Below are 24,960 nucleotides of genomic sequence, written 5' to 3'. Positions count from 1 at the left end.
GGATTGTTCCGGGAACTACGCGATTCCCGGCATATACGTTGCGGCGGCCTGCATATCGCCGACGGTGTAACTCGTAGCGGCCTCGGTGACTCCCATACCGGCCCGGCCCAGCTCATAGGCGGCGCCGGCCGCCGCAGCGTTGCGCTCGATTCCGTGGGCGCTGAATGCCGCCGCACTCTGGATGGACACCGGGTCGGCCGCCGGCGGTACCACCGCGCCGATCACCGGTGCGGCAGCGGTATGCACGGCGGCGAGCCGTGCGGTCAAGGCCTCCACCGCGGCGCTGGCTGCGGCCATTCCCTCGGGAACGACGTTCAGGATCATGGCGAGTACTCCTCCTCTGGATGTATTCCGGTCATTGAGATCGTCCCTGCGTAAGCAGATCTCGGATCGACTCCGGTACCGCCGGAAGCTCGGCTACTGGTGCGGCGTCAAGGGAGATGGTGGGATATCCGGCGAGATGATCCGCGTAGGTCTGTGGGCCCAAGCGCATCCCGAGTCCCGCCCAGGCGTCGATCACCGACCATCTCCGCGGGTTTCGCTTGGCCCAATCGCTGCCGTCCAGCAGGCGTTTCCATGTAGACAGCTCGAGTTCGTCCAAGCCATACCCACCGAGGAACTCGGCATAGGAAACGGCTCTGCCGCGCACCACGCTCACTCCCCGGCCGAGCGTCGGCGCTTCTGCCGCCATACCAAGAATGGACATCGCCGCGACGGCCCCCGTGGTGACCTCTTCGGTCAGCCTGACAGAGGGAAACGCTTGCAGTGCAAGACATGCGTCCACGATCGACACCAGCACGTCGGTGCCGCCGACCAATTGATCGGCCTCTCCGAGTACCCGGGGCAGCCGCGCGAGCGTGAAGTCAAGCCCGAGCGGTGATGCCGCGACCACCAGTTCGGCCAGCGCCTTGGATGCCGCGTACGGGTAGAGGGCGTGGCGCGGATCGGTGACGTGCGCGGCGGCCGGCTCGGCGTTGACGACGAACGTCGACATGTGGATCAACCGGATGCCACGTGCAGCGCACCCGTCCACGGCCGCGGATACCCAGTCCACGTTGGCATGCCGGATATCTCGGTAGGGAGCCAGCATGTTGGTGTTCCCGATGCAATTGATCAGGGTGCTGGCCCCGGTCTCGCGCAGCACTGTGTCCAGCGCTTCGGGGCTGAATCCTGGCCCGGCATGTCGGATCCTGACACCGTCAACGGCCCGCAGAGCGGGCCACGGACCGGAATCAGGGACCTCCGATCTCGTCACCAACACGACATCAGGGCGCAGCGCACCGTGGCGCTTCAGATCGAGCGTGGCACGGGCGAATCCGGTGCCGACGATCCCCGACGCACCCAACACGATGATCGGCCCGTCGTCACTGGCCTGTGAGTTGTTGCCGTGCAACGTCGTGACGCGGCGGGGAGTCGTCAGCCGCTCGAGGTCCGCGCCAATGTCGGCTGCGGTATCTGCGGCACCGAGGTCGGCAGCCGCCGGGCCGGCAGCGGCAAGGTACGCGGCACTGTCGGCGCTGATCAGGTCCAGCACAGAGAGTTGGCGGCCGAGATACCGCCGAGTGTCCGGCAGCATTCTGATCAGATCGAGCGAGCCAATCCCCTCGGCAAGGAGCGACGATTCCGCGCCGATCTCCCGCCCGAGACACCGACTCCAGACGCGCGCAAGACCAGCGGCAGTTTCCACGGTGTGTGTCTCGTCCGGCAGCGCGTCCACAAACTGCGGCATGGTCAGCAGGCCGTCGAGGTCAACCTTGCCGTTCGGCTTACGGGGGATGCTCAGCACACCTAATACCAAGAACGAGGAGACCCCGAGGTTCACCAGAAGGCGTCTGATCCTCGCCGCTATTTTGTTGTCGTCCAGATCTTTACGGGCCTGAAACCAGACCACCAATGCGCCACGGTGCAACCCCACACCGACATCGACGATCGCGGGGTCCTCGGATACGCGCCGGATCACCGAAGCAGTGTCGATCCGCTTGCCGGAGATCTTCACGATGGCGTCGCGGCGTCCGGAGAAGGTGGGAAATCCGTCCTCGTCGAACACCACGCGGTCGGCGGTGGCGAATGCTCGCCTGGGCGCGCCACCGGCGGTATTGACCACACCGAAGCTTTCCCCCGATGTCCCAAGGTAGCCCGCCGAAACGGTGTCTCCGGCGATGATGATCTCACCGAACGCGACATAGACCGTGTTGGGTATGACCGGCAGACCCACGCGGAGCCGCTCGGAGCCACCACCGTCCGGCTCTCTGTCGATGGGCAGATACGTCACGACGACCGTGGTTTCAGTCGGCCCGTAGCTGGAGATGAGTGCGACAGACTGTGTCCCAGCGGACGCCAGCCACTTGTCGACTGCGCCGGACCGAATGCCTTCACCACCGACGACCACCTGGCGCAGATCGGACGCACCGATCACCGTCAGGGCCTCGGCGTCCTCGCACAGCAGATGCCACACGGCGGTCGGCAGGTCGATCAGGGTGGGCCTCAGTTCCCGGATGTCCCGTATCAGGGTGACGAGATCTCCGGATTTCATCGCCGGGGAACGGAGCAGCCGTGAGCCGCGGACCGCCCCGCCGAAGATCTCTTCAACGCTGATATCCGAGGTCAACGGCGCACATTGGAGAATGCTGTCCTGCGCACCCCAGCCGTAGGCATGTCCAGCAGCGCGGGCGAACGACGCCAGTGCACCGTGCGTGACGGGGACGAGTTTGGGTTCACCGGTCGACCCCGAGGTCGCCATGATGTACGCCGTCCTCACGGCTAAGGCAGTGTCCCGCGATACCTCCTCGATGCGCTCGTCGACGAGGGCACGCAATGGGCCGGCTACGTCTCGCGGGATCGGAGCCTTGGTATCGACCACATGTACCGCGGCGTCGCCGTACCCGGTAATCGAATCGGCCCGCAAGGAAGTATCTTTCGCACTATCGCACACGGTGTATCCGCAGCCGGCGAGATGGCAGGCGATCAGCAGATCTACGGTCTTGTCCGTGTCATCGTCGACGCACACCACGATGTCGCCCGGTGCGACGCCAGCGATGACCAGCCAGGCGATCCAGGACTCAACAAATCGTCGCCGCTGCAAGAACCGCTGCACACCGCCGCCGGTGTCCATGAACCAGGCGGCCACCGCAGCCGGCTCGGTTTGCGCACTATCATCGCCCCGGCGGCGGGCACCGTCGGCACCGATCCCGAACCACTCGTTCACGGTCATGGCAATCGGCAAGTCCCACATGGCTTCCATCGACCCGAGCGCCGCCGCGATCCGCTCCGCGATCCACCGAGGCGTGCCCGCGTCGCCCTGGTCCGCGCGGCCCCAGATGGACAGCATGAGGGTGCGCCGATCCTCGTCCATGACGCACGACACGGTCATTCCCTCCACGGGACCGATATCGGTCGCATGGGGTGTGGCCGAGAGAAAAGGGCGCAGGGCAGGTGCGCAGGTTTCGCGGATGAAGTTGAAGGTCAGCGCCTCGACATGCGATGTCCTGTTGATTGCCAGATACATTCGGCGGTATTGCTCCTCACGAAGCCACCGGCGCCGTGAGGCTCTGACATAGTCGCGATCAAGTGCCTGCACGACATCACGCACAGAGGCAAATGCGGGGAAACGGACCGGATGTGCGATCGAGTTGACCAGACAGGTTGCGACGTTCAGGTCGGGCTCCCCGAACCTGTTATCCACGGCGTGGAGCAGCAGCGTCGAAGTGCTCTGCCGCAGACTCGCGTCCACCGCAATCGAAGCTGCCGCCACCAGAATGTTCAACGGCACCTGCTTGACCTCGGACAGCGCCTCGATTGCGTCGAATGCCTTGCCGGATAGCGTTACCGATTCCTGCAGTACCCCTCTGGCCGCGCCCTCCGTCCCTTCGCCGAGGCTGAGCCCGTGCCCTCCATGTCGGGACGCCTCAGTGAGTTCGCGCTGGATTGCCACACCGAAACGTTGCAACGATTCCTCGGCTTTGACGGCCTCGAGACCGTGCGCCGCCGCAATCTTCGCCAGTGCTGCACTTGCACAGGCATTTTCGGGTTCGTCAGGACCGGTCAGACGACGGCCCAGATCGGTCTCTATCACGCCGATAGCGCCGCCATCGAGCAGCAGGTGGTGCGCATGGAGCTCGAGCCCCACCACCCGTCCGTCCGCACCCGTGCGGACGGTATACCGGACGAGTGGCGAGGCGGCGAGGTCTGTCGACCACATATCCACAAGCTCGCCAGCGGCCCTCGTTGCCGGCTCCGCCCCGTCCGAGACCACCGTCACGATGTCACTGAACTGCAATCCTCGCATCAGCTCTGGATAGTGCGCACCTTCTCGCACCGGTACGAGGACGCACAGCTGCAGCGGGTTGGCCGATACGGCTCCCTCCAGCGCGGACAGGAACATCGGCGCGTCAATCGGATGAAACCGATAACTCTTCCCGATGAGATACAACCCGGGATCACCGGCCTGCAACGCGCCGTTGTACATGTTCTGCTGCGACCTGCTCAACGGCACCCGGTCCACGCGCGCTTCGACCGCCACCGTCATGTGACGCCTTCCGGCTGTGCCTGCTCCAGTGCCCGCGCCCAGCTGGCGATGGAAAGGTCTGCCACCAAACGCTTCTGCAGCTCCGAACCGCGAGTCACACCCAGCTGCTTCATCAGCAGCACGAAACGCACCGAGTCGAGTCCCAGCTCTCGCAGATCAGTGGCGTCGCCGTCGAAGAGCTCCACCTCCGAGATGTACAGCACCTCACAGACTGCCGTCAGAATCCGGTCCCTCGTGGCTTCAGGCACGCGTCGGCGCCCCGGTCAGCTCGGCGGCCAAGGAAGATCGCATGACCTTGCCGGACTTCGTCCGGGGGATGTCGTCGACAACAGCGATGACCGACGGCCTGGCCATCGATTCCGACTGGTGCCGATACGTCGCCGCAATCCGCTGCTTGAGCTCGGCCGCCCCTTGCCCGTCTAGCGGTGTGGTGGGTACCACCGCCAACCCGACAAGCGCGCCGAACTCCTCGTCCGGTATCTCGTAGCACGCCGCTTCGCCAACGCCCGCAACGTTTTCGGCAATCCGGTCGACCTCGTCGGGCACCACATTGACCCCTCCGGAGATGATCATCTCCGAGGAACGGCCCCTGATGTAGAAGAAGCCATCGTCACGACGCTCCACCAGGTCTCCGGTGTTCACCCATCCGTCGGCCAGTACCTCGCGGGTGCGATCCGGATTTCCCCAATACCCCAGCATGTTGGCCGGCGACTTGATCCACAGCGTGCCGTACGACGCGGACACGCCCCCGTGCGTCGGCCCGCCGGTCTCACCATCCGACAAGAAGGTCTGCACCCCTGGGTATGGACGCCCGACGGCACCCTCCTCGATCTTGGCGATCGACTCGTCATCGGTCGGAAGACACAGTGCGGTACAGCCTGTTTCACTCAGTCCATATACCTGCGCCGTCCGCACCCCCGCCGCCTCGATGAACTGCACATCAGCCGGGATGGCACGCGAACCGCCGTACGCGATGAATCGCAACGAGGGAACGGCGGCTCCGGTGAGCTGGAGCTCGGACACCAATCTGGTCATGAGGGTGGGTACCAGGCACGCGGTGGCCACCTCGTTCCCGGCGAGCAACTCCCTCAACGATGCCCCGCCCTCGCCGCCGGTGACACACGACGCGCCGTGCATCAGCCCGTTGAGAATCCACCAGAGCCCACCGATATGAGTTGCGGGCAGCGGTGAGTAGGTCGTCTCCCCTGCCACCCAGTCGATCCAGCTCAGTTCCTCGGCGAGCAGGATGTCAGGGACTGCGAAAAACGTGCGGTTCGGCAGCAGCACGGCCTTCGGCTCTCCGGTGGTGCCGCTGGTGAAGATCATGGCGAACGGGTCGTTCGCATGGCCTTCAGTTTGTGCTGCCAGCCAATCTGTTTCGAGGCTCGATGGATGATCCACGTCGTCCTCGTCGGCCATATTCGGAAGGGTCGCGGCGGGGTCCGTTATCTCGCAGAACCGCGCGATGGCCGCCGGGGGCAGGGCGTTGTCCACCATGACGGCGATAGCCCCGAGCCGCGCACACGCGAGCACCGAAAGATACGTCTGAGGCCCGTTGTCCGAAAGAACTACAACACGGGACCCTCGGATGACCGACGCGGCACGGAGGGTCGCGGCCAGCTTGCCGACTTCGGCGGCCAGTTCGCCGTACGTCATGGCATCAGTACCGTCACTGCGGCGCAATGCGATGAGCCCGGGCCGCAGGCGGGCCTGTTCGAGGATCCGTTCCAACACAGTGGGCGGTGACTGAGACATGGCGGTGAGGATGCGCTTCCTGTCGTGGGCTACGGGATGTTCAGGACCGCGATCTCGAACTCACCGGCCGCGGATCCTCCATCCTGATCCCAGAATTCGATGGTGCTGTGGAACTGGAGGTAGCGCCATGACCGGTCGACGATATGGAAATCACGGGCCTGCAGGCGAGCGGAGAACTGCTGCGCGTTGACCAGCCGCCGGAACCGCGACGAGGCGCTCTTGATCAGCATCCCGGCAAGTTGGTTCTGGCAGTAGTCGTCGATCGACCAGCCCCGAAATGCCCAGATGTCCTCGTTGACAACACCTTGAGCGAAGGCGCAGTACGCGAGCTGGTTAAAGCACAGCACCAATTCCACTGCGTTGAAGTGCCCCGTGCTCCGGATATAGGCGGACTCGTTGATCGCGAAGTTACCCTGCGCGTGCACCGCGTCGGAGGTGATTCCATACTCGGCATCGGCCAGATAGCGGCAGCCCTTGTATGAATATGGTTCCAGCACTCTGCCGAGCAGACCCTCGGCGATCGGGGCCATTCCGGCGGAAGGCAGCCCGGTCTGTACCGACAGAGTTGCGGCGACCGCGCTCACGCCGCAAATCCGGGCGTCTCGAGACCGTCCAACATGGTCAGGCGGTGTGTTGTCAGTGTGCCCGACGCCGTTCCATGTTTCGCACGATGGACCAGAGAACGATTGTCCCACAACACGATATCCCCCACCTCGTAGTGCTGGGCGTGGATAAATGGCGAGGCGTAGTCGGGGTCGAGCTGCCCCGACTCTTCGAGTAGCTGCTGAAGCAGCGCAGCGTCGAGGAGCGTTCCATCCTCGTCCTCGATCGTCTCGGTACCCGCCTCACAGATGTACAGGATCTCTTCGCCGGTCTTTGGGTGTTTGATCACCGTGGGCCATTTCCGTGGGGGCGTGACCCTCTCGATCTCGGCCAGGATCTCCCCAATGGGCCGGTAGACATCACTCGGCCGGATCTTGATGTAGCGCCGCGGCGTATGCGTGCTGAATGTCCCACGCACAGAATCCTTTATCGTGCTAGATAGCGATTCCCATACCTTGTTGAGATCAATGAAATAGGTGCCGCGATCACGCCCGGGAACTGCCAGCGGCACCACCATGGAGAACGCAAAAGGTTTCGGCATGAACATGTAGTCGACGTGCCAGAACGCACCGGTACGTGGAACCCCTTGTCCCTCTTCGGTAGACGAGACAAAGATCTCCGGGTGGTCCTCGTGGTGATACACGGGCTCGTAGTAGGGAACTATCTCCCCGATCAACCTCCCAAGCCGGATGAACTCCTCCGGTGAGGGGTGCACATCCTTGAGGATGACGAGCTTGTTCCGGTAGACGAGTTCGCGGATCTCCTGCGTGGTGATTCCGTCCAGGTTTCCAGGGTCAATCCCCGTGACCTGTGTCCCCAGGCCCTCGCCCTTCACGTTGAGCGTCATCGACTCCCTACTCTTCTCGCTGATCTGTCCACCTGATGCGCGACTAATGGAGCAGTCGAACCGGGCACACGAAAAGTTCCCGAGCCTTGCGGTGTCATTTCCAACCGATGGGTAAATCGTTGGAAAACAACGGAATTAGTGGCCGACATCACGCTTGTCGCGTCTCCGATGACCGGCTACCACACGATGCCAGCCGGCAGAGCCAGCCCGACTCGGTTGAAACCCGCTACCAGAACACGCCTTCGGACATCCTCCGCATATCGCGCTCAGCAAATAAGTTCGTTGCTAGCCTGAGTCGGTGACTTACCCACCTCAGGAGCCGCCCGCATCGGGCGATCCGTCAGCGCACGACCCGCATCAGCCACCTCCGGGTTATCAGCCACCCCCGGGTTACCCGACTCAGCCACCCGCGGGTTATCAGCCGCCCCCGGCGCCCGGATATCAGCCCGGATACCAGTCCGCACCTCCTGCGGGAGCCCCCCAGTACCCGGGCGGGCAGTTTCCGCCGCCACCCCCGGGATACCCGCCGGCCGGATACGGCTACCCGCAGCAGGCACCATGGCCGCCACAAGGACCGTTCAATGCCGGCGAGTCGTGGAACTGGGCGTGGGCCCACGTCACCAAGCGCTTCGGAACCTTCGTCCCCCCGTATCTGGTGTGGTTCCTTGCGATCGGTGTGCCGTTGGGGATCGCCTACGCGATTCTGATGGCCAGCCTGCCGCAGACCAGCACCAGCGGTTACGGCGGTGATTCCAGCTCCTCGTACTCGTACTCGTATGAGGGACCCGAGTTCTCCGGCGGAGCTATCGCCATCATCATCCTGCTCTACGCAGTGGTGTTCGCGGTCAGCCTCTACGTGGGCGCCTGCATCGTCAGCGCCAATCTCGATGTCGCCGACGGTAAGCCCGTGAGTTTCGGAACCTTCTTCCGCGCCCGCAGTTTCGGCGCCTACGCGGGGACCGCACTCTTAGTCGCGCTCGGAGTGCTGATCGGAAGCTTCTTGATCATCGGCGGAATCATCTTCGGGTTCTTCGCCCAGTACGCCGTGTTCTTCGCCATCGACCGTGGTCTGGGCCCCGTCGATGCGATCAAGGCCAGCTTTCAGATCGTCAAAGACAACCTGGCACAGGCCTTGCTCGTGTTCCTGATCACCTTGGCTGTTGCTTTCGCCGGTGTCGCGGCGACATTCATCACCTGCGGCTTGGGCGGCATCATCGCCTACCCGACGATTGCGGCCTTGTCCGGTCTGATCCATGTGTACACCTACCGGCGCCTCACCGGAGGAGTCATCGCACCAGCGCCGGTGTAAACCTCGGCGCCGCAAGCCGAGTGGGAGTCTCACGAGAGAATCGAGCCCATTTCCCACGCCAGATTCCCACTCGGCACACGGAGTGAACAACGAAAAGGCCCGGCCTGCACTGGATTTCTCCAGGCAGACCGGGCCTTCTTTCGTTACAGGACTTAGAAGTCCATACCGCCCATGCCACCGGTCGGGTCGCCCGCAGGTGCGGCGGCCTTCTCCGGCTTGTCGGCAACAACGGCCTCGGTGGTGAGGAACAACGCCGCGATGGACGCCGCGTTCTGCAGCGCCGAGCGAGTCACCTTCACGGGGTCGGCAACGCCGGCCGCGAGCAGGTCCTCGTACACGTTGGTCGCCGCATTCAGGCCGTGGCCCGCAGGAAGGTTTGCAACCTTCTCCGCGACGACACCCGGCTCCAGACCGCCGTTGAAGGCGATCTGCTTCAGCGGAGCCGACAGCGCCACACGCACGATGTTGGCACCCGTGGCCTCGTCACCCTCAAGGGAGAGCGAGTCCAGCGCGGGGGCAGCCTGCAGCAGGGCGACGCCACCACCGGCTACGATGCCCTCTTCGACGGCGGCCTTCGCGTTGCGAACGGCGTCCTCGATGCGGTGCTTGCGCTCCTTGAGCTCCACCTCGGTGGCAGCTCCGGCCTTGATCACCGCAACACCGCCGGCCAGCTTGGCCAAGCGCTCCTGCAGCTTCTCGCGGTCGTAGTCGGAGTCGCTGTTCTCGATCTCGCTGCGGATCTGCGCCACGCGACCGGCGATGGCGTCGGAATCGCCCGCGCCCTCGACGATGGTGGTCTCGTCCTTGGTGACGACGACCTTGCGGGCCTGCCCGAGCAGCGTGATGTCGGCAGTCTCCAGGGAGAGGCCAACCTCTTCGCTGACGACCTGGCCACCGGTGAGGATCGCCATGTCCTGCAGCATCGCCTTGCGACGGTCACCGAAGCCCGGGGCCTTGACGGCGACGGACTTGAAGGTGCCGCGGATCTTGTTGACGACCAGGGTCGAGAGAGCCTCGCCCTCGACGTCCTCGGCGATGATCAGCAGCGGCTTGCCGCCCTGAATGACCTTCTCCAGCAGGGGAAGCAGGTCCTTGACGGTCGACACCTTGGAGCTGACCAGCAGGATGTAGGGATCCTCCAGGACGGCTTCCTGACGCTCGGCGTCGGTCACGAAGTAACCCGAGATGTAGCCCTTGTCGAAGCGCATACCTTCGGTGAGCTCCAGCTGCAGGCCGAAGGTGTTGGACTCCTCGACGGTGATGACACCCTCGTTGCCAACCTTGTCCATGGCCTCGGCGATCAGATCGCCGATGGACTGGTCACCAGCGGAGATGCCCGCGGTGGCCGCGATCTGCTCCTTGGTGTCGATCTCCTTGGCAGAGGCCAGCAAGGCGCTGGTGACGGCCTCCACGGCCTTCTCGATACCGCGCTTCAGGCCGAGCGGGTTGGCGCCGGCGGCGACGTTACGCAGACCTTCCTTGACCAGAGCCTGAGCGAGCACGGTGGCGGTAGTAGTGCCGTCACCTGCGACGTCATCGGTCTTCTTGGCAACTTCCTTGACCAGCTCTGCGCCGATCTTCTCGTACGGGTCCTCCAGCTCGATCTCCTTGGCGATGGACACACCATCGTTGGTGATCGTGGGGGCGCCCCACTTCTTCTCCAAGACGACATTGCGACCCTTGGGGCCCAGTGTCACCTTGACCGCGTCAGCGAGGGCGTTAAGGCCCCGCTCCAGGCCGCGGCGGGCCTCTTCGTCATACGCAATTGTCTTGGCCATTGCGAAGTGATTCCTCCGTATAGGGGGTTGCACGTTCTGGGCCGGGCGCAGTGCCCGCGACGGACGGACGCAGCTGTGTGGGCTGCGGCCTCACCGTCCCGGCCTAGCACTCACCGGTCGTGAGTGCCAATGCCATTTTTAGCACTCGGACATGGCGAGTGCAAGGGCGATCGCAGACTCCCCACATCAATAAATGCGACGTCGGCAGGCCGCCGTCAAGATTGTCGGCAGCGATATGGGTCCGATACTCAACGATCTGGACGCCGCACAGCTCGCCCTGTTTCAAGGACCGAACTCGCTACCGTCCGCGATCCGGTACGCGCGCGGGCGGGTCTGGGTGCCGACTGAGCTCGTAGCGGTGCTTGGAACAGCCGGGCTGTGGCGGGGGCCCACAGGCATACAGGTACACGATCTAGGGTGCTGATATGTCGCTCGATATCCTGATCAGTGGTGCTGGTATCGCAGGTCCGGCGCTCGCGTACTGGCTTGTGCAAGAAGGGCATACCGTCACGATCGTCGAACGCGCCGCCACCGTGCGGGGTGGTGGGCAGGCTGTCGACTTCCGTGGTCCGTCGATCGAGGTACTGGACAAGATGGGCGTGCTCGACGCGGTACGAGCGCAGGCCACCCACATGGGGTCCATGGTGATGGTCGATGCCAAGGGCAAGGAGATCGCCCGCCTTCCCCCCGGAGGTCATTAGCGGCGAGTTAGAGATCCTGTGGGGAGATCTCGCCCGCATCCTGCACCAGGCAGTGCGTGACGATGTCACTCTTCTCTTCGGCGACTGGATCACCGGCGTGCGGGATGACGGCACGAAGGCCGCCGTCTCGTTCGCGAAGTCCTCCCCGCAGAATTTCGATCTCGTGATTGGCGCCGACGGGGTGCATTCTGGGCTTCGTGCGCTCGCCTTTGGGCCGGAGACAGAATTCGTCACTCAGCTGGGCCAGTACTTCACGTTTTTCGCGATGGATAACCACCTCGGGCTCGACCACCAGACGGTGGCTTTCCGCGAAGGCACGCGAGGCGTCGGCATCCAAGCCACCGCACCCGATGCCCCCGCACGAGGTTCACTCGCGTTCTCCGACAGCGACCTGGAATTCGACTACCGGAACACCGAGGCCAACAAGCGGTTGTTTCTCGAACGGTTCACGGGCTTCGGCTGGGAGACCCCGGCCGTTCTCCGCGCCCTTTCCACTACCGACGAGCCGTACTTTGACGCGTTGTGCCAGGTACATCTGGACGATTACTCCCGTGGCCGGGTGTGTCTTATCGGAGACGCGGCCTGGTGTGCCTCACCTCGGTCGGGCATGGGCACGAGCCTGGCGATCGTCGGCGCATACGTGCTCGCCCACGAATTACGTTCCACAGAAGGCGATTTCGAGATCGCGTTCACCCGATTCCACGCGTTGATGGCTCCATACGTCGCACGGTGCCAGCAGCTTGCCCTCAACACTCTGAAGGTCGACGGCGCCCAGTCGCCCTGGGCGACGCGGCTGCGCATGCTCGGCCTGTGGTCCCTGCGGCTACCGGGCGTTCGTCAGCTGGTCGCCCGCCAGGCACTCAAGGTCGGCCGGTCTTTCGCATTACCTGCCTACGACTGAGCGAACTTCTTGCCGGCCGCCACGGCCACGGCCTTGACGTCGTCACAGGACGACGTACCGCGCAGCACGGCGGCAGGCACTCGGACATCCTCCGGACGGGCATCTTCTGTAATGAGGTGAGTCGGCGAATAGTTCTGTCCAAGGAATACATAAACCTCGCACAACGGCTTGTCGTATGCACTGGTGACGGTACCGACGTGCAGCTCCACTCCGTCGTCCCGCTCCACCACCGAGTGCCGTTCCCTGCCGTACTCGGGGGCGCCGGGTTCGCGTGGATCCACCGGACGCAGTGTCAGCCCAACTCCTTGCGCCTTCCGATCGTCGGGCGGCCCCGCGCTGAACCAGCAGGTGTACAGATCCTTCTCCAGCCCACCACTATTGCCCGGGCGGTAACCGGCGAATCCGCGCAGGTCGGGCAGTAGCGAGCATGGGTCCTGTTCGGCCAGGTGCGCGACGAAATCGGATCTCGCGGGTAGATGCCGTGACCGAATCTGCGCGGCCCCGGCGGCGATCGCGATTGCCTCCCTGCAGGGATAGACAGGACGGCCCGGACCTGGATCCCTGGCGAGGCTGGCCACCACGACCAGGCGAACGCGCTTCATCAGATCGGCGGCGCCACCGTGAGACGACATATCAGGAGCGTCACTCGCATCGAGGTTGAACACGTACCGGCACCACCCTCGATTACTCGTCGGCCCCAGCACGTGACTGATCGCGATCCCGTTGACCTCCGTCGAATCGACAGGTGATTCCGACAGTTGCGCGGGTGCGGGGGCCAGATCGAAACCGATGGTCGCCGAGACGTCACTCACGAAATCACCGTCATATGCGCCCAGCCGCAGAGTGCACCGGTCAAATCCTTCGGTGTATCCATACGAGATCGCGCGGGGGATCTTGCCTTTGATTGATTCGGCGTCCACGAATCCGCACGGATCGATAGTCCGCAGCACGGCGTCGACCGCCAGCTCGGCCGGATCCGCGTCGGTCCGACTGCGCCAATCGTCAGCGTGCCGCGCCCCGAAGTACGAGCACCCAGCGACCGGCACCAGCACTGCCAGCGTGACCAGCCAAGGACGAATAGACATTTGCTACCTCCGACTTAGTCAAGGTAACGAAGCTAACCGCTCCCGGCTAACGACGCGGCCGCAGCCCGTCGAACACGACGTCGGTGACCTGCTCTGAGACCTCTTTGTTGTAGCTCTGCATGGCCTGGCACCCGACCAGGAGTGCCTTTACCTCGTGCACGCCAACGTCGGAGCGCACCGTGCCCGCCTGCTGCGCGGCCTGCACCAAATCGCCGAGGACCGCATAGAAGGACTCCTCGATCTGCGGGATAAGAGCTTCGACACTGACACCGGCACCGGCCAGGGCGTCCACCAAACCTTGATCGGTGCCGCCCCACTGGACCATTACACGGAGGAAACCAAAAAGCGCGTCCCCCGGTTCGGCCGACTCCAGCAGCTCGCGCCCCTTGCCAATCACCGTGCGCATCCGGTCTTCCGCAACGGCGCGATACAGGTCCTCTTTGGCGGGAAAATGCCGGTAGACGGTCCCCGCACCCACTCCCGCGCGCCGCGCGATCTCGTCGATCGGGACACCAAGGCCCTCCTCGGCGAATGTTTGATAGGCGACCTCCAGGACCCGCGCACGGTTGCGGGCGGCGTCGGCACGCAAAGGCCGGGCGGGTTGATCCATCTCACACTCCTCGAGGTTCCGATACGCCTTGACAAAACGGGGCGCACGTTCCGTATATTCGTAAGCGGAGTAACCGCCCCGGTTACTGACAATATTACCCAGGAGCCCCCATGACTACATGGAGTACCACCGACATCCCCGATCAGACCGGCCGCGTCGCGATCGTCACCGGCGCCAATACCGGACTCGGACTGGAGACCGCCAAGGCGCTCGCTGCGCATGGCGCCCACGTCGTACTGGCTGTGCGCAACACAGAGAAAGGCAAAGCCGCCGCCGCCGAGATCACCGCGGCGCATGCCCATGCCGATATCACCCTGCAGTCGTTGGACCTGTCCTCGCTGGAGTCCGTCCGCCGAGCCAGCGACGAGCTCAAGACGCGCTACGAAAAGATCGACCTGCTCATCAACAACGCCGGTGTCATGTGGACAGAGAAGTCCACCACCGCCGATGGCTTCGAGCTTCAGTTCGGCACCAATCACCTGGGCCATTACGCGTTGACCGGTCTGCTTTTGGACCATCTACTGCCCGTCGAAGGGTCACGTGTGGTGACGGTCTCCAGCATCGGGCACCGCCTACGTGCGGCCATCCACTTCGATGACCTGCAGTGGGAGCGCGATTACGACCGGGTAGCGGCCTACGGGCAATCGAAGCTGGCCAACCTGCTCTTCACCTACGAACTGCAGCGGCGCCTGGTGGGCACCAACACCGTCGCCCTGGCCGCCCATCCCGGTGGCTCCAACACCGAGCTCGCACGCAACTCTCCGCTGTGGGTCCGGGCCGTTTTCAACGTCGTGGGACCGCTAATCACCCAGGGTGCGGATATGGGAGCACTGCCCACACTGCGTGCCGCCACCGACCCGGCCGCTCTGGGCGGCCAGTACTACGGACCGGATGGATTTATGGAACAACGCGGTAACCCGAAGGTGGTCGCATCGAGCGAACAGTCCTATGACCTCGATTTGCAGCGCCGCCTGTGGTCGGTATCTGAGGAACTCACCGACGTGACCTTCCCGGTCAAGTAGAAGAGCGGGAAGAAGGCGGGCACTGTGCCGATTGTCACCTACCGTCACCCTGGTGACACGACACGCGGTGCCCGCCACGCCCGTCAGGATGCAGCCCCGTAATCCCTTGCGTTAGGCTCCTGTTCGATCAGTAAGGAGTCCATAGGGTGCGGGCTGTAGAAGCGCCCAGCACCCACACATTGCGGGGCTGGCAACGTAGGGCATTAGTGCGGTATTTGGCCGCCAAACCCCGCGATTTCCTGGCGGTCGCCACCCCCGGATCAGGGAAAACCAGGTTTGCCCTGCGCATTGCTACCGAGCTGCTGGCTGACGGCACCGTCGACAAGATCACGGTCGTGGTGCCCACAGAACACCTCAAGGTTCAGTGGGCACAGTCCGCGACCGCCTTCGGACTGTCCCTGGACCCGAGATTCAGCAACTCCGATGCACAGACCTCCTCCGAGTACCACGGAGTCGTCGTCACCTATGCACAGGTGGCCAGCCATCCCACCCGGCACCGGGTCCGCACCGAGAACCACCGCACCCTGGTGATCTTCGACGAGATCCACCACGCGGGCGACGCCAAGAGCTGGGGTGAGGCCGTCCGCGAAGCGTTCGACGACGCGACCCGGCGCCTCTCGCTGACCGGAACCCCGTTCCGTAGCGACGACAGCCCGATCCCGTTCATCAACTACGAGCCCGATGGCGCCGGCTTTCAGCGCTCGCAAGCCGACCACACCTACGGCTACTCGGAGGCCCTGGCCGACGGCGTGGTGCGTCCCGTGGTCTTCATGGCGTACTCGGGTGAGGCCCGGTGGCGTGACAGCGCCGGCGAGGAGCACGCCGCCCGCCTCGGCGAGCCACTGTCCGCCGAGCAGACCGCGCGCGCCTGGCGCACCACCCTGGATCCCAACGGCGACTGGATACCCGCGGTGCTGCGCGCCGCCCACGCGCGGCTGCAGCAGAAACGCAACGGCGGCATGACCGATGCCGGGGCCATGATCATCGCCTCCGATCAGAAGGCCGCCCGGGCCTACGCGAAGCTGCTGACCACGATTACCGGCACCGAACCCACCGTGGTGCTCTCCGACGATCCGAAATCCTCCGACCGCATCGCGCAGTTCGCCGCCGACGGCAGTGAGTGGCTGGTGGCCGTGCGCATGGTGTCCGAGGGTGTGGACGTGCCACGTCTGGCCGTCGGCGTCTACGCGACGAGTGCCTCCACTCCGCTGTTCTTCGCCCAGGCCATCGGGCGCTACGTGCGCTCGCGGACACCGGGTGAGACGGCCAGCATCTTCCTGCCCTCGGTGCCGACGCTGCTGGAGCTCGCCAGTCTGCTGGAGGAGCAGCGCAACCACGTGCTCGGCAAGCCACATCGCGAGCCGATGGGCGATGAGGAGCCGGTAGAACGCAAACGCACCGAGCCGGGTGAGGAAGAGAAGGGTTTCGAATCACTCAGTGCCAGTGCCGAACTGGACCAGGTGATCTTCGACGGGGCGTCCTTCGGCACCGCGACGCCCGCGGGCAGCGAGGAAGAGGCCGAGTACCTCGGCATCCCGGGGCTGCTCGATCCGAATCAGATGCGAGATCTCTTGCGGCGCAGACAAGAAGAGCAGCTGACCAAGCGCACCGCTTCGGGCGAGGTGCCCCCGGAGATCACCTCCACACACGGCCAGCTGCGCGAGCTGCGCCGTGAGCTCAACGCGTTGGTGTCGGCCACACATTTCAAGTCGGGCAAACCGCACGGCTGGATTCACAACGAGCTGCGCCGCCGGTGTGGCGGCCCCCCGATCGCGGCGGCCACCCGCGACCAGCTCAAGGAGCGCATCGTCGCCGTCCGAACCCTTCATCGGGAGCTGTGACGCGCGTAGCGTGGATCGCATGTCACTGATCGTTTCTGGATACCCCGATCCCCGGTATCACGGCGACACCGGCGAGATCAGCGCGACGTTCAGACCGGCCACCGTCCCAGCCGACTACGCCCCCGACAACGGCAGCGTCGTCCAATACCACTACCTGGCGACCCAGCAGTCCACGGCCGGTGATTACGGGCTATACCGAATCGACGCCGGCCCGGTGAAAGGTTTCGGTGCCGCAACGCATTTCCACAAGGCGATGTCGGAGGCGTTCTTCGTACTCTCCGGAACTTGGCGGTTGTACAACGGCGAAGCATGGGTCGACGCCACCGCGGGCGACTTCCTGTTCGTACCGCCGGGCGGCCTTCACGCATTCCACAATGATTCGGGCGAAGCAGCTTCCATGCTGATGCTGTTCGCGCCTGGCGCACCCCGGCAGCGCTATTTCGAAGGTTTCGGAGAGCTAGCCGATATGACCGACGAGCAGCGCACCCAGTGGTTCATCGACCACGACAACTTCTTCGTCTAGACCGGGAACCGCACTCCGGTCAGCTCCTCGGAAACTGACCAAAGCCGTTGTTGCAGAGCCTCATCGTGTGATTGCCTGGTGGACTTGACGGCCTTCGGATACCCACGGAGCTCCCCGAAACCGGCGGGTCCGTAGTACTGGCCGCCCGATGCGGCCAGGTCCGTGGCAGCACGCAGGCTGGGCAGTGCACCCATCGCCGGACTCTGCGCGAGTTTCAACACCGCCGCACTGAGCGCCTCGGGGCCAAAGGTGATGTGACGCATCAGCTCGGTGCCCGACGCACCGGGGTGGGCCGCCAATGCCACCGTCTCGGCCCCCGCGGCGGCGAGACGCCGCTGCAGTTCATAGGTGAACAAAAGGTTCGCGAGTTTGGACTGCGCGTACGCCCCCACCCGGCTGTAACCACGGTCCCACTGAAGGTCATCGAAATGTATTGCGGCCCTGAACTTGTGACCGTTACTGCTCACGGTGACGATGCGCGAACCACGCACAGCGGTGAGGTTCTCCAACAGCAGCCCCGTGAGTGCGAAATGGCCCAGGTGGTTGGTGCCGAATTGCAGCTCGAAGCCGTCCGCGGTGACGCCCTTCGGCGGGTACATCACTCCGGCGTTGTTGATGAGCAGATCGATCCGCGGATAGTCGGCGCTCAGCTGCCCGGCGGCGGATGTGATGTCCGAGAGGGAAGACAGATCGAGCCGCTGCAGCGCCAGTTTGCCCGCGGGCGCCGTGTTCTTGATCTCGCCGATGGCAGCAGCGCCCTTGTCGAGATCGCGGACGGCGAGAACCACCTGTGCTCCCGCGGCCGCCAGTGCGCGGGCCGTCTCCAGGCCCAGGCCAGTATTGGCACCGGTGATGATGGCAATGCGTCCGGTTTGATCAGGAATATCAGCGGTGGTCCAGTGCGCGGTCACAAACGCATCCTGCCGCAGAACCACCGCGCTGCCCACCCCACGGCATTCACAGTTCACCCGGTGTTCGATACCAGCGATCACACAGCCGGAGTCAATACGCTCGTCGCCGGATCACTGAGCTTGGCCACCTACTGCATGTAAGGCAGGTTCGTGCGCAAATTTGCTTCTGTTGTCAGCCTTGTAATTTCACTTGTGTGCGCGGGCACAGGACTGGCCACGGCAGACCCGCTGCCGGTTGCTGACGTCAGCCAGTCGGCGGATACCGACGACGGCTGGCACCTGAGTGCCACGCTGTCGCGGATGACGATCAACTCGGTGCCGAATATGGCCGCGACGGCTTTCACCCGTGAGGGCTTCGTCACCGGTAAGGCCGCCGCGAGCATCGACGGCAACGGTGCGATTCCGGTGAACTCCGGCGTGCTCGTCATGGGGCTGCAGCTGGGCTGCCAGATCGACCTCAGTGAGGGCGGCAGCGTTGACGTCGGCGCCGACGCCGGCGTGAGCCCGGGCTTCTCCGGCGGCAGCAATCTGCTTGCCATGGTCGGCCCGTATGCGGAGGTGAACGGCAGTATCTCTATCAATCTCCTGCCGGGAACGATCAAGAACATCGTGTTGGGAAAGAAGGCCCTCAAGGGACGCACCGGTGAAATCGTGGTCCACGACGCCCACGTGAAAGTGGACGCGTGCGGTGGACCCGTCTCTATCCGGTTCTTTACGACGGCGATGATCGACACCGACAAGTCCGACGACAGCGTGAACGTTTACGGAGACATCCTCTCGCTATGAACGCTCACCTGAAACGTCGTGTACTCACCGTCGTCGTGTGGGCGTGCCTGGGCATGTCACAAGCACCCATCACGCACGCCGACAACTGCAGCCCCGGTGACTTCGGCGCGGCGGCGGGCTGCGCTCCCCCTGCGGCCACGACCGGCGGTGACAAGGCCGAAAGTTGGCCCCCGACAAGCGTGGATTGGCCGCCCGACGCGGATTCGGACGTCGACTCCGAGCAGTGGAGTCAGCGCAACACCGCGTCCGCCCCGATCGTGGCCCCCAAGGGGGCATTACCCGTCACGCCCACACCGTCAACCGGGGGGACGACGACCGTACCGACGCCGATTGTTACCCCCGGCGCTTAGGCAGGCACCGCGCCGTGGAACACGGCCTCGACATTGTTCCCGTCGGGGTCGCGCACGAACGCACCGTAGTAGCCGGGGTGGTACTCGGGCCACAGTCGCGGCGCATGGAGCGCCTCGGCGCCTTCACCCGTCGCCGTCGCGAAGAACTCGTCGACTTGCTCGGTGCTCGTGGCCGAGAAGGCAACGTGGATCTCACGATTGGGACCGCTCGCGACGTCGCCACCACCGATCCAAAAGTCGGGTTTTCCCGCCGTCCCGTACCCGATGGCGACACCGAAATCCATCTGACGAGTGAACCCGAGGACGCCGAGCACCTTGTCGTAGAACGCGGCCGCAGCCGGCAGGTCCGCGCAGTTGATACCGAAGTGATCGATCATGGGCAGATTCTTGCCCACGCATCCGACAACCGGGACTGAGACGGCAAAACGCGACGGACTAGCGTCAGCATTGAGTTTGCTGTACACCGCGATTAGATAGCCGCAATCGCGTCGGCTACTTCTTTCAGAAAACCTGCAAACTTCCATCGTGCGCATGTAGACACACCCACAATCGATAGCTGTCTGGTCCTCCGCCATCGGTGTCCGGCTGCCCGATAACGCCCGGTTGCTCGACCGTGGCGATGTCATCGAAATCAAGGCACCCTCGGCGCAGGGCCCGGAAGAGACGGTCGGTGTGTTCAGCAAGGCCATCGCCACGGATACCAAGGGAGTCAGCCCTTCGGTCATCACGTACGTGGCACCGGGATCTCAGCATCAGGTCAACATCATCACCGACCTCGGGCCGGCGGATCCCTTCGCACTGCCGGTAAGTACCACGATGCACCATCGACCCACGATGTGAGTCAATTGCCCTGTGGCACAGCGGCGTACGCAGGACAATCTCAGTGCTACGACAGGCTCGACAACAGGGGCGGCAAGTCGGCGATCGAATCAACGACGTATGCCGGCTGCATCGCGTATTGATCGGCGGCCCACCTGTCGAGCGTGTCCTGACGGAACTTGCCGGTGCGTACCAGCACGCCCGTCATGCCGACGACCTGCGCGGCGAGCACATCGACATGCAGGTCGTCACCCACCATCACGACTTGATCCGGCTCGCACCCCATGCGCTCAGCGGCCAGCTGAAACCCAGCCGGGGCCGGCTTGCCCACCGCGACGGCCTTGCGTCCCGACACCTGCTCCATGCCCGCCAGGTACACGCCGGTATCGACGCGCAATCCCTCGCGGGTGCTCCACACCGCGTTGCGATGCATCGCGACCACCGGAATCCCCTGAGCCATCAGGTCATAGACCCGACTCAGCGCGACGTGATCGAATTGCGGACCGGCCCCCCCAAGAATGATCACATCGGGATCATCGGACAGAGATTCGACGAACTCGACTCCAGGCATGTCGGCGGTGATGTCGCCGTCATTCAGTAGGTAACACCGCGCGCCGGGATGCTGGGCGATCACGTGGTCGGCGGTCAGCATCGCGGCGGTAATCACTTCATCGGCGGGCACCGTCAGCCCGGCGGCGGTGAGCAGCTCCGCGATCTGCACCCGGGTCCGCGAGGTGGTGTTGGTCAGGAAGCAACGACGGACATCGTCGCTCTCGAGCGCCTTGAGTGCCTGAGCAGCGCCATCGATCGGCTCCCACGAGGTCACCAGGACCCCGTCGATATCGAAGAGCACTCCGCCAACGGTCATAGAGCTAGTTTCCTGCCATGCCGCGGGCACCGCACGCCGAGGGCATACCGGGCGCACATACGCGGCAAAAACCCCTGCGTGCGGTATGCGCCCGATGATCGGGCAATAATGAGCCGATGCGTTCCGTCGCCGAACACCAGCAAGTCGTCGCCGGATTAATCCAGGCACCAGCGCCCGTTCGGGTACCGGTCTCCGCGGCCGATCGTCTGGTCCTCGCCGCGGATGTCATCGCTCCGGTTGACCTGCCGGTGTTCGACAACTCGGCGATGGATGGATATGCGGTCCACCGCGACGACCTCGCAGGAGCCTCGCCCACCAACCCCGTCACACTGCCCGTCACCGAGGACATTCCCGCCGGACGCACCGACGAGCTGACACTCAAACCCGGCACCGCGCACCGCATCATGACGGGTGCACCGCTTCCCGCCGGTGCCACCGCCGTGGTGCCCGTCGAGGTCACCGATGGCGGCACCGAGACCGTGACCATCACCGAAGAACCCCGTGCCGGGCAACACATCCGATCTGCCGGTGAGGATGTGCGAGCCGGCGACACCGTCCTGCACGCGGGTTCTCGCCTCATGGCACCGGCGTTGGGCCTGGCAGCGGCGCTCGGGCTCGAAGAGCTCACCGTGCGCCCTCGGCTGCGGGTGGTCATCGCCTCCACCGGCAGCGAGTTGGTTCCCCCGGGCACCGATCTCAAGCCCGGGCAGATCTACGAGTCCAACGCCGTCATGCTCGCCGCCGCCGTCCAGGAGGCCGGAGCCGACGCCGTGGTGGCACCGACCGTCGCCGACGACGTCGAGCAATTCCTGTCCGTGCTCGACAAATTCGGCGCGAAGGCCGACCTGTTGATTACCACTGGCGGGGTCAGCGCAGGAGCCTATGAGGTGGTCAAGGACGCACTCACCGACGCTGGGGTCCAATTCGTCTCGGTGGCTATGCAGCCCGGTAAGCCGCAGGGAGCCGGACACGTCAACGGCGTTCCGCTGCTCACACTGCCCGGCAATCCCGTCAGCGCATTGGTGTCGTTCGAGGTGTTCATTCGCGAGCCGTTACGCGCAGCCATGGGGTTGGAGCCAGCGCGGGCACGTCACCAGGCGGTCCTGACCGACCCGATCTCCGCACCGGCGGGTAAGCGACAGTTCCGTCGTGGTTGCTGGGATGCCCGCAACGGCACGGTGACGGCGGTCGGACCTCCCGCATCACACCATTTGCGGTGGCTGGCGGCATCGAATTGCCTGCTCGATATCCCGGAAGACGTCACCGACCTAGCGGCGGGAACCACAGTCAGCGTGTGGAATCTGAGCTGATCACAGCCGCCGCGACGGTGAGTGCAGGCCGAGCGAGCAAGCCGCTGCTCAGCACGTCCGGTCACAGTGTCCGTCGTGCTGTCCCCAGCGCATCGCCCACATCACTAGGATGGTCCGGTGGCAAGACGCCCCCGCCCCGTAGGTTCAGAGCCGGATTCCGGCATCCCGCATATCGTCGAACTCTTCCGCTCGACCATCCCACCCATCCATCCGGCAGGCCTTCCGTTCATCGCCGGCGGATTGGGGCTGGCAGGCCTTGGGTTCAAGAATCGTTGGATTCGCGGTACCGGGCTGGCGCTCGCCGGCGCGTGCGCCGGATTCTTCCGGCATCCGCCACGCACCCCCCCCAACCGCGCCGATGCGGTGGTGGCCGCCGCCGACGGCCAGATCTGTCTGGTCGACCGTGCGGTACCGCCGCCGGAGCTCGGGCTGCCTGCCGAACCACTCCCCCGCATCAGCATCTTTCTGTCGGTGTTCGACGTTCACGTTCAGCGGGTTCCCGTCGCCGGTGAGGCGACTGCCGTGATTCACCGCAGCGGGCAGTTCCTCTCTGCCGATCGCGCCGAGGCGAGCGTGGCCAACGAACGCAATAGCGTGCAGATCCGCACCCGCACCGGACACGATGTGGTGGTGGTGCAGATCGCCGGGCTCATCGCGCGCCGGATCATCTGTCACGCCAAGGTCGGCGACCAGCTGTCCATCGGCGACACCTACGGATTGATCCGATTCGGTTCCCGGGTAGACACCTACCTGCCTGAGGGTTCGAAAATCCTTGTCCAGCCGGGACAGCGAGCCGTCGGTGCCGAGACCGTGCTGGCCGAGCTGCCCTCCTCGACAGCTAACGCGTAAGCGACTCAGCCATGACTCAAGCCGCCTTCTCGAAGCGCCCCGTGCACATCCGGATCCTGCCGAGTGTCATGACGGTGCTGGCGATCTGCGGCGGCCTGTCGTCGATCAAGTTCGCGTTCGATGGAAAGCCTTACATCTCGTTAACGTTGATCGCCGCCGCGGCCATCCTCGACGGTCTCGACGGCAGGATCGCCCGGCTGCTGGACGCGACGTCGCGGATGGGTGCGGAGATCGACTCGCTCGCCGACGCGGTGAATTTCGGTGTTGCCCCTGCGGTGGTGCTGTACATCTCGATGCTGGCGGATACCCCTACGGCATGGGTGTTTTCACTTCTCTACGCGGTGTGCATCGTGCTGCGGCTGGCTCGTTTCAATACGCTGCTCGACGACGATTCCCAGCCGGCATTCACCAAGGAGTACTTCGTCGGGGTGCCCTCGCCCGCCGGAGCGCTGATGGTGCTCGCCCCGCTGGCGGCGTTCCTGCAGTTCGGCGCCGGATGGTGGTCGTCGGTATGGGCGATATGCGCATGGATGGTGTTCGTCTCCATGCTCATCGTCAGCCAGATACCCACCGCGGCCATGAAATCCGTCTCGGTACCGCCCCGCATGGTGGTCTTACTGCTTGCACTGGTGACGGTTGCCGCTGCCGGACTATTGCAATACCCCTATGTGCTGCTGCTGATCCTGATCGTCGTCTACCTGGCGCACATCCCATTTGCCTGGCGCAGTCAGCGCTGGGTGGCGGCGCGGCCCGAGTCCTGGGACGCCAAGCCCAAGGAACGTCGCGACCTGCGCCGCGATCAGCGCCGAGACCAGCGACGCGCCTTCCGGCAGGCCGCGCTCCCCAAGCGGCGCACCGCGGAACGTCTGGGTCTGCGCCGCCCCGGCAGGCCACGCTAGGAACGCATGAGCGAACACACCGATGCTCTTCGCCCAAGTAGCCCATCGCTGACTCTCACCGCTCGCCTCAACACATCGGCTGTCGATTCGCGGCGCGGTGTGGTCCGTTTGCATCCAGAAGCTATTGCCGCCCTCGGTATCCGAGAATGGGATGCCGTGTCTCTCACTGGGTCGCGAACAACGGCGGCGGTCGTCGGCGTCGCGCCACGCTCAGTTCCGGCCGGCACCGCCCTGCTCGACGACGTCACGCTGTCCAACGCGGGACTGCGCGAAGATGCGTCGGTCATCATTTCCCCGGTGACGGTCTACGGGGCGCGGTCGATCAGCGTGAGCGGTTCCTCTCTTACCACCCAATCCGTTTCGTCCGCGACGCTTCGGCTGGCGCTACTGGGCAAGGTCATGACCGTCGGGGACACCGTCTCACTGCTGCCACGCGATCTGGGGCCCGGCACGTCCACATCGGAGGCGACGACGGCGCTGGCGCGGTCCGTGGGCATCACCTGGACCTCCGAACTGCTCACGGTGACGGCCGTGGATCCGGCCGGCCCGGTCAGCGTGCAACCCAATTCTCTTGTCAGCTGGCAGGGCTCGAACCCACTGGGGCCCGCCGCGCAACCGGCGCCGGTGCGGGCCACGGAATCCGCGATCGATGCAGCCCCTCCCACCCC

22 protein-coding genes and 2 pseudogenes are annotated in these 24,960 nt (G+C 64.5%); 12 read left to right on the top strand and 12 right to left on the bottom strand.

Going from position 1 to position 24,960, the window contains the following annotated elements; genetic code table 11:
* Positions 1-15: 15 nt before the first annotated feature.
* From B4400_RS23760 to scoE, 6 genes are all read right to left on the bottom strand, one after another.
* On the bottom strand, positions 16-324 hold the full coding sequence (locus B4400_RS23760) for a PE family protein (RefSeq protein ID WP_078313093.1): 309 nt from the start codon (positions 322-324) through the stop codon (positions 16-18).
* A 31-nt stretch (positions 325-355) separates the two neighbouring features.
* The gene (locus tag B4400_RS23755) at positions 356-4,525 is read right to left on the bottom strand and encodes an AMP-binding protein (protein WP_078313092.1); all 4,170 of its coding nucleotides are present in this window, start codon (positions 4,523-4,525) and stop codon (positions 356-358) included.
* Positions 4,522-4,773, bottom strand: coding sequence for an acyl carrier protein (locus B4400_RS23750; RefSeq protein ID WP_078313091.1), 252 nt, complete (start codon positions 4,771-4,773; stop codon positions 4,522-4,524). The genes B4400_RS23755 and B4400_RS23750 overlap by 4 nt, the downstream gene beginning before the upstream one ends.
* Positions 4,766-6,181 carry an AMP-binding protein gene (locus B4400_RS23745; RefSeq protein ID WP_502688429.1) on the bottom strand — a complete coding sequence of 472 codons (1,416 nt, stop codon included), beginning with the start codon at positions 6,179-6,181 and terminating at the stop codon, positions 4,766-4,768. Before B4400_RS23745 ends, B4400_RS23750 begins: the two co-directional genes overlap by 8 nt.
* Positions 6,182-6,309: 128 nt before the next feature.
* Positions 6,310-6,864, bottom strand: a complete 555-nt coding sequence (locus tag B4400_RS23740; RefSeq protein ID WP_078313089.1) for an FcoT family thioesterase — start codon at positions 6,862-6,864, stop codon at positions 6,310-6,312.
* Positions 6,861-7,730, bottom strand: coding sequence for a (3R)-3-[(carboxymethyl)amino]fatty acid oxygenase/decarboxylase (gene scoE, locus B4400_RS23735; RefSeq protein ID WP_078313088.1), 870 nt, complete (start codon positions 7,728-7,730; stop codon positions 6,861-6,863). The genes B4400_RS23740 and scoE overlap by 4 nt, the downstream gene beginning before the upstream one ends.
* A gap of 298 nt (positions 7,731-8,028) precedes the next feature.
* Here scoE and B4400_RS23730 point away from each other — a divergent pair, with 298 nt between their 5' ends.
* The gene (locus B4400_RS23730; RefSeq protein ID WP_078313087.1) at positions 8,029-9,039 is read left to right on the top strand and encodes a hypothetical protein; all 1,011 of its coding nucleotides are present in this window, start codon (positions 8,029-8,031) and stop codon (positions 9,037-9,039) included.
* Between the two features lie 152 nt (positions 9,040-9,191).
* Here the strand turns inward: B4400_RS23730 and groL are convergent, their stop codons facing one another.
* The gene (gene groL / locus B4400_RS23725; RefSeq protein WP_078291825.1) at positions 9,192-10,817 is read right to left on the bottom strand and encodes a chaperonin GroEL; all 1,626 of its coding nucleotides are present in this window, start codon (positions 10,815-10,817) and stop codon (positions 9,192-9,194) included.
* A 425-nt stretch (positions 10,818-11,242) separates the two neighbouring features.
* Here groL and B4400_RS23715 point away from each other — a divergent pair.
* Positions 11,243-12,419, top strand: a pseudogene (locus tag B4400_RS23715) (FAD-dependent monooxygenase).
* Here B4400_RS23715 and B4400_RS23710 read toward each other — a convergent pair.
* Both B4400_RS23710 and B4400_RS23705 read right to left on the bottom strand, forming a co-directional pair.
* Complete coding sequence (locus tag B4400_RS23710) at positions 12,410-13,504, bottom strand: hypothetical protein (RefSeq protein ID WP_078313085.1); 1,095 nt, start codon at positions 13,502-13,504, stop codon at positions 12,410-12,412. The pseudogene B4400_RS23715 and the gene B4400_RS23710 overlap by 10 nt on opposite strands.
* 46 nt (positions 13,505-13,550) lie before the next feature.
* Positions 13,551-14,114: a TetR/AcrR family transcriptional regulator gene (locus B4400_RS23705; RefSeq protein WP_078313084.1), complete on the bottom strand. Its 564-nt coding sequence runs from the start codon at positions 14,112-14,114 to the stop codon at positions 13,551-13,553.
* Positions 14,115-14,224: 110 nt separating this feature from the next.
* On the opposite strand from B4400_RS23705, the gene B4400_RS23700 reads away from it, so the two are divergent.
* The 3 genes from B4400_RS23700 (at position 14,225) to B4400_RS23690 (ending at position 17,500) form a co-directional block, all read left to right on the top strand.
* Positions 14,225-15,136 (top strand): SDR family NAD(P)-dependent oxidoreductase, encoded by a 912-nt coding sequence (locus B4400_RS23700; protein WP_078313083.1) that lies wholly within the window; start codon positions 14,225-14,227, stop codon positions 15,134-15,136.
* A 146-nt stretch (positions 15,137-15,282) separates the two neighbouring features.
* Positions 15,283-16,977: a DEAD/DEAH box helicase gene (locus tag B4400_RS23695; RefSeq protein ID WP_078291833.1), complete on the top strand. Its 1,695-nt coding sequence runs from the start codon at positions 15,283-15,285 to the stop codon at positions 16,975-16,977.
* Between the two features lie 19 nt (positions 16,978-16,996).
* The gene (locus B4400_RS23690; protein ID WP_078313103.1) at positions 16,997-17,500 is read left to right on the top strand and encodes a cupin domain-containing protein; all 504 of its coding nucleotides are present in this window, start codon (positions 16,997-16,999) and stop codon (positions 17,498-17,500) included.
* On the opposite strand, the gene B4400_RS23685 is transcribed toward B4400_RS23690, so the two are convergent.
* On the bottom strand, positions 17,497-18,411 hold the full coding sequence (locus tag B4400_RS23685; RefSeq protein WP_078313102.1) for an SDR family NAD(P)-dependent oxidoreductase: 915 nt from the start codon (positions 18,409-18,411) through the stop codon (positions 17,497-17,499). The two genes, B4400_RS23690 and B4400_RS23685, sit on opposite strands and share 4 nt — an antisense overlap.
* Before the next feature lie 192 nt (positions 18,412-18,603).
* On the opposite strand from B4400_RS23685, the gene B4400_RS23680 reads away from it, so the two are divergent.
* Both B4400_RS23680 and B4400_RS23675 read left to right on the top strand, forming a co-directional pair.
* A complete protein-coding gene (locus tag B4400_RS23680; protein WP_170915090.1) occupies positions 18,604-19,197 on the top strand; it encodes an MspA family porin in 594 nt (197 codons plus the stop codon).
* A complete protein-coding gene (locus tag B4400_RS23675) occupies positions 19,194-19,547 on the top strand; it encodes a hypothetical protein (protein WP_078313082.1) in 354 nt (117 codons plus the stop codon). Before B4400_RS23680 ends, B4400_RS23675 begins: the two co-directional genes overlap by 4 nt.
* On the opposite strand, the gene B4400_RS23670 is transcribed toward B4400_RS23675, so the two are convergent.
* Positions 19,544-19,924, bottom strand: coding sequence for a VOC family protein (locus B4400_RS23670; RefSeq protein ID WP_078313100.1), 381 nt, complete (start codon positions 19,922-19,924; stop codon positions 19,544-19,546). The two genes, B4400_RS23675 and B4400_RS23670, sit on opposite strands and share 4 nt — an antisense overlap.
* Before the next feature lie 226 nt (positions 19,925-20,150).
* Here B4400_RS23670 and B4400_RS23665 point away from each other — a divergent pair, with 226 nt between their 5' ends.
* Positions 20,151-20,387, top strand: a complete 237-nt coding sequence (locus tag B4400_RS23665; protein WP_078313081.1) for a hypothetical protein — start codon at positions 20,151-20,153, stop codon at positions 20,385-20,387.
* A 46-nt stretch (positions 20,388-20,433) separates the two neighbouring features.
* Here B4400_RS23665 and B4400_RS23660 read toward each other — a convergent pair whose 3' ends face one another.
* Positions 20,434-21,234: an HAD-IIA family hydrolase gene (locus B4400_RS23660; protein ID WP_078313080.1), complete on the bottom strand. Its 801-nt coding sequence runs from the start codon at positions 21,232-21,234 to the stop codon at positions 20,434-20,436.
* Positions 21,235-21,350: 116 nt separating this feature from the next.
* Between B4400_RS23660 and moeA the strand changes: the two genes are divergently transcribed.
* The 4 genes and pseudogenes from moeA to B4400_RS23640 all read left to right on the top strand — a co-directional run.
* A complete protein-coding gene (moeA, locus tag B4400_RS23655) occupies positions 21,351-22,544 on the top strand; it encodes a molybdopterin molybdotransferase MoeA (RefSeq protein ID WP_078313079.1) in 1,194 nt (397 codons plus the stop codon).
* A gap of 117 nt (positions 22,545-22,661) precedes the next feature.
* Complete coding sequence (locus B4400_RS23650; protein ID WP_078313078.1) at positions 22,662-23,393, top strand: phosphatidylserine decarboxylase; 732 nt, start codon at positions 22,662-22,664, stop codon at positions 23,391-23,393.
* Positions 23,394-23,404: 11 nt separating this feature from the next.
* Complete coding sequence (pssA, locus tag B4400_RS23645; RefSeq protein WP_078313077.1) at positions 23,405-24,292, top strand: CDP-diacylglycerol--serine O-phosphatidyltransferase; 888 nt, start codon at positions 23,405-23,407, stop codon at positions 24,290-24,292.
* Positions 24,293-24,298: 6 nt separating this feature from the next.
* A pseudogene (locus B4400_RS23640) lies at positions 24,299-24,960 on the top strand (AAA family ATPase); the annotation flags it as partial.

Origin of the sequence: Mycobacterium sp. D16Q13 (assembly GCF_002013375.1) — a bacterium.
Taxonomy (GTDB): domain Bacteria; phylum Actinomycetota; class Actinomycetes; order Mycobacteriales; family Mycobacteriaceae; genus Mycobacterium.
Note: the sequence above shows the minus strand (reverse complement) of the source record. Positions and strands in the feature narration are given on the sequence as shown.